Annotated in this window: 6 protein-coding genes; all 6 read left to right on the forward strand. The window is 49.0% G+C overall.

The window, feature by feature from the left end:
• The first annotated feature begins 338 nt into the window (after positions 1–338).
• Positions 339–569, forward strand: a complete 231-nt coding sequence (locus PPL9_RS04640) for a helix-turn-helix domain-containing protein (protein ID WP_200962110.1) — start codon at positions 339–341, stop codon at positions 567–569.
• Positions 566–1819 carry a type II toxin-antitoxin system HipA family toxin gene (locus tag PPL9_RS04645; RefSeq protein ID WP_057461554.1) on the forward strand — a complete coding sequence of 418 codons (1254 nt, stop codon included), beginning with the start codon at positions 566–568 and terminating at the stop codon, positions 1817–1819. The genes PPL9_RS04640 and PPL9_RS04645 overlap by 4 nt, the downstream gene beginning before the upstream one ends.
• A gap of 55 nt (positions 1820–1874) precedes the next feature.
• The gene (locus tag PPL9_RS04650) at positions 1875–3089 is read left to right on the forward strand and encodes a hypothetical protein (protein WP_152986595.1); all 1215 of its coding nucleotides are present in this window, start codon (positions 1875–1877) and stop codon (positions 3087–3089) included.
• Positions 3090–3549: 460 nt separating this feature from the next.
• Positions 3550–3933, forward strand: coding sequence for a transposase (locus tag PPL9_RS04655; protein WP_057461556.1), 384 nt, complete (start codon positions 3550–3552; stop codon positions 3931–3933).
• Complete coding sequence (gene tnpB / locus PPL9_RS04660) at positions 3930–4277, forward strand: IS66 family insertion sequence element accessory protein TnpB (RefSeq protein WP_057461557.1); 348 nt, start codon at positions 3930–3932, stop codon at positions 4275–4277. Before PPL9_RS04655 ends, tnpB begins: the two co-directional genes overlap by 4 nt.
• 69 nt (positions 4278–4346) lie before the next feature.
• Positions 4347–5287: IS66 family transposase (locus PPL9_RS04665; RefSeq protein ID WP_082596548.1), on the forward strand; the 941-nt coding region annotated here is incomplete at its 3' end.

The following is a 5287-nucleotide window of genomic DNA, read 5'->3' on the forward strand; positions in this document are numbered from 1 at the left end:
TGTGAGTAATAGAGCCTCATACTGAAATGACGCCCAATGATCCGAAGCTGCCTGTCAACGCGGTTCGATTTCATAATTGAAGTCTGGACTTTGCTGACGTTCGCTGCGGCGTAGAGAACTGGAAATGAGAATGGCTACGTCAGGATGCGTGGGCCATAAGCCGCCATTCGGGTAGTTCTATCAATAGTTGTTATGATCTGAACATTGAGTTTTTCTTTCACTAATAGTCCCGTTCGGGGTTATTTGGTCCAATTCCATCTAACAAAACACAAAATCGTCCCGTTCAGTTCTTTTTCGTGCAATGTCGCATTATTTGCGTTAAAATCGTCCCGAAAGGGATGATTATGACTATCGTAAACGATCACAGCGAGCTTGGAACATTGATCCGCGCTGAACGCAAACGACAAAAACTAACTCAAGAGCAACTTGCCGCTCTCTCTGGAGTTGGTGTTCGTTTTGTACGCGAACTGGAACACGGCAAGGAGAGTTGCCGCATTGGGCTCGCCTTTGCCGTGATGCAAACACTCGGCATTTCTGTTGAGGTGAACAGTAGAGGCGGTGAAGCATGAGCCGTATCCTTGACGTTTATTTACGCGAAGAAAAAGCTGGGCGGCTCGTACAAGCGGCTGACGCCAGCCTCACATTTACCTATGATACAGACCACCTTTCCAAGAAAAATCCATCAGTTTCTGTTTCAATGCCGCTTCGAGAAGAGCCATACTCAGACGCTACAGTAAGGCCATTTTTCTCTGGCCTTCTTCCTGATGAACGGGCACGAAAGAGATTAGCCGCCGCCCTTAGAGTTTCCCAAGAAAATGCATTTGGGCTTTTGGAGATTATTGGCGGGGAATGCGCCGGTGCACTTTCGCTACTGCCTGAGGACAGTGCCCCACCTGAATTCAGCTCGGCTGACACTGAACCGTTAAGCGCTGAGCAACTAGCTAAAATTCTTGAACATTTACGCGAGCGCCCTCTGCTTGGCGGTGAAGAAGGGGTGCGCTTATCACTCGCTGGCGCACAAGATAAGCTCGCAGTTTGCATGATTGATGGTGAGATTGCCCTTCCCAAGGATGGTAGACCCACCACCCATATTTTGAAACCCTTCATTGAGGGTTTAGAGGGCACCGTTGAAAATGAACTGTTTTGTATGAAACTGGCGGCGCGAATGGGGCTTAACGCGCCCGCAGTTTCCAAGGCAACAGCGGGCGAGACTGATTTTATTCTGGTAGAGCGCTATGATCGACACCAAGAGAAAACTGGCAAGATCCTGAAACTTCATCAGGAAGATTTCTGCCAAGCGCTGAGCGTTCCGCCTGAGCTGAAATACGAAGAGGAAGGTGGGCTTGGTGTGACTAAATCGCAAGAGCTCATTCAGAAATACACGCGCCGTCCAGCGGCAGAACGCCTGACCTTTCAAAAGATGCTGATCTTTCATTACTTGGTCGGCAATGCTGATGCGCATGCCAAGAACTATTCATTGCTCTACCGTGAAAAAACACCTGACCTTGCACCTCTTTACGATATTGTTTGCACCGCTGCTTATCCGCGTCTTGCGAAGAAAATGGCAATGAAAATTGGCGGTCGCGCATTGCCAGATACAATTCAACTTGAGCATTGGTATTCCCTCGTCTCACCCACCAAAGCCGCGCAACGAATGCTGAAAAATGAGCTTTTGGCTATGGCGAGCAAGATTGAGTTTGAAGCTGACGCGCTCCTTGAAGAGCTGGATGAAGAAGGCATCTACCACCCCATTCTGAAAAAAGTGCGCGAGATAATTTCGAAACGGGTGAAGCTAGTTCAACAAGCGATTGAGAAATAATCTCACGATGCCAATCAGCTTCAATAGAAATTTTGCAAAACATATTGGGAAACACATGACAATAGATCCATTTTTTTCACTGCCACAAAATTCTGAATGGAATGCAATGATCGGCAAGCAAGGCCACGCTTTGAATTATGCAGACGGATATATTGAAGCCGCTGTTGAACTTGCAGATTTGATTATTGAAAAAGAGCTCTATTCACAGAGAGATACGCTCGTAATGCCAATCTTGTATAATGCGCGACATGCTGTCGAGTTGCATTTAAAATTGGTTACAAAGACACTGTTTAACGCTGAATTGGTAAAGACTGAACATGCGCTAAACTACGATATCTCTTCCCATTTTGATCATCTTAGCAATACGGACAACTGGCGCGACGATGCGATACCTGATGAAGCTCTTAGAATACACTTGGCAAATTTGAAGCCCTTCATAGATAGCCTGAGCCAGATCGATGAAGATGGTCAAGAGCTGCGATATGCCGAAAATAGAGACGGTCAAAGGAGCCTCGAAGATCATACCTTAGCAAACATTGCCAGCATCCGCGAAAGTTTAGGGACATTAAAGGAAATACTCGATGAGCTGAAATATCGAAGTTTTTCATTGTGCGATGAGGACAAGACAGAAACGCGCACGAACTATCTTTCACGCAGTGATTTGTTTGAGATATCTCGCTTCCTGCCTGTTAAATCAGAATGGGGAAGCGACGAATTTCATGAAATAAAAAAGCGGATGATGGAACGATTTGGGATTGGAAGCAGACAATTTTCTATTGCTCAAAAGAAAATTGAGGAAGTGCCTGAACTCAGGGCTAACATAGGTCAGGAAACGGACCTCCTTCACCTAACCGATGATAAAGCGCTATTCCTCGTTCAGCAGTGGCAACTTATTCATCCACCAAGAGATCGAAATGATCTGGGAACCAATTATTTGGATATGCCTTGGAGGAAAAACCTTTTAGAAAAGCAAGAAGTGGAAGAGAAAGTTCTTGATTGCATTTTGAAAGAACTTACGGATGATCAGATCGCCGATGCCGAAACAATTTTCTACCTAGCCCGTAACAAGTATTACTCTGAGTCTTATGCGGAGATGCTGGCGGATAAAAAAAAAGAATATCAGGTTTCGGATGATATTCCTCATGAACTACGAAACTTGATGCACAAAACCAACTTCCTGCATGAATTTAAGAAGGGAGTTCGAAGCCTTGGCAGAATTTCTTTGGCTGACAAGCTTGAGGCACTCAGCCTACCCGCAACGGTGGGCTAAGCGTTCTCCGGCGATGGTGGTGGCAGTATAATCTGCCTCCAGATCGCGGGCGATTAAGTCGAAATCTAAGTAGTATTGGATGCGCTCGGGGATGTCGCCAAAGATACCTTCATCAACGAACTGCTCGGCTAGCTGTAGGTACTTGAGTATCCGTCATGCGCAAGGGCTTATTTCCGTCCAGAAGCGGTCTGCTTTGATAAGGGCATTCGCAGGGTGAACTCCATTGGTCTTATGAGACCAGTTTTTCCAGAAATGTGCAAAATATCATATGGCAAATGACGCAAACATAAGAGCCCACTTCAAGTGAAATAACTACCCTAGATTGCGAAGGCCTTCCGTTAGCAGTTCGCCAATACTTGGCGAATGGCAGGTATTGAGTAAGCGTCCGGCGAACCCGACCTGACGATTCTAGCTTTGCTGCTCTATCGTACGTGTAGTTTTATCTGCATGGACTTTGATGATGATAGAAAGCCAAGGACGGCGCTGGAGTGACGATGAGAAGCGCGCGGTTTGTCGAGAAGCCGTTGAAGGAAGCGATCCGGTTGCGCATGTGGCCAAGCGACATGGCATAAGAAAAGCGCGGCTTTATTACTGGCTGAAAGACCCTCGTTTCAATCCCGCTCTTGAAGAGATGGCGGCAGAACCAACAAAGGCTGGGTTTATCTCTGTCAGCGTGGATGCAGAAGAAGCCCCTCAACCAATACCGGTGAATAGCGAAGTCTCTTCAAATCAAGCAGAGCCACTATGCCTTGGGATCCGCCTTGCGGGCGGGCATCAGGTTTTCTTGAGCGGTGCTGTGAGTGCTGATGTGATTGCCCAGGTTCTGCGGGAGTTGCGAGCATGATCCCTGTTCCCAGCAATACTCGGGTTTGGCTGGCAGCTGGCGTGACGGACATGCGCCGGGGCTTCAATACACTTGCCGCTCAAACAGAGCAGGTTCTGGCGGAAGACCCGTATTCAGGTCACCTGTTCGTGTTTCGCGGCCGCAGAGGTGATCTTTTAAAGATAATTTGGTGGGATAGCCAGGGAGCTTGCCTGTTCACCAAACGCCTTGAGAAGGGGCGCTTCATATGGCCTGCAGCGAAGGAAGGTAAAGCCCATATTTCTGCAGCTCAACTGTCGATGCTGCTCGAAGGGATCGACTGGCGAACACCGGTGAAGACATGGACACCTCTGACATCCGGATAGGCTAATGGTTGCAGTGTCTTAAGCTGATTTTGACTTACTCTAACGGGGGAATTCCTGTATAAAATCAGCATGCTCAACGACCTCGACATCGCCTCAGAAGACCCAGCTGAACTAAAAGCCGTCAACAAGCTTCTGGCGGAGGAAGTGAAGGCTTTGAGTTTGAAGGTCGAGCAACTCCAACACCAGCTGCATGGGGCCAATCGGCACCGGTTTGGCTCCAAGTCAGAGACGCTTGATCAGCTCCACCTCAATCTAGCTGAAGACAAAGAGATTGCCGAGGCCGCCGAGGAGCAGCGTGATCCTGCTCCTTCAGCAGACAAAAGCCCAAAGCGCCAACACAGCCGCAAACCATTGCCGGATAATCTGGAGCGCAATGATACGGTTCTTGTTCCCGGCGATAGCTGCCAGCGGTGCGGTGGTAGCTTCAAGCAGCTTGGCGAAGACATCACCGAAGAGCTTGAATATGTACCGGGTCGTTTTGTGGTGAACCGGATCCGCCGACCACGCTTGTCGTGTTCCTGCTGCGAGAAAGTCGTTCAATCGCCGCTGCCATCCAGACCAATCGAACGCGGGCGTCCCGGGCCGGGGCTGCTCGCTCATGTACTGGTATCGAAGTTTTGTGATCATCTGCCGTTGTACCGGCAATCGCAGATTTTTGGTCGTGAGGGCATCGATCTGGACCGCTCCACCTTGAGTGACTGGGTTGGCCGCTCGACCGCTTTGCTGGAACCACTGGCTGATGCTATTGGCCGAATGGTTCGGCAAGGCAACGCAGTCTTTGCTGATGATACACCGGTCAAGCTTCAGGCACCGGGCAACAAGAAGACAAAAACCGCTCGTATTTGGGCCTATGTGAGAGATGAACGAGCTTGGGTAGGGCAATCACCGCCTCTGGCGTGGTACCAGTTCACTGTAGATCGCAAGGGCGAGCACCCGCAAGGACACCTGAGCGGCTATAAAGGCTGGATCCATGCCGATGGCTATGCGGGCTTCAAAGCTTTGTTTGGCCA

The organism is Pseudovibrio sp. POLY-S9 (genome assembly GCF_001431305.1).
Classification (GTDB): domain Bacteria; phylum Pseudomonadota; class Alphaproteobacteria; order Rhizobiales; family Stappiaceae; genus Pseudovibrio.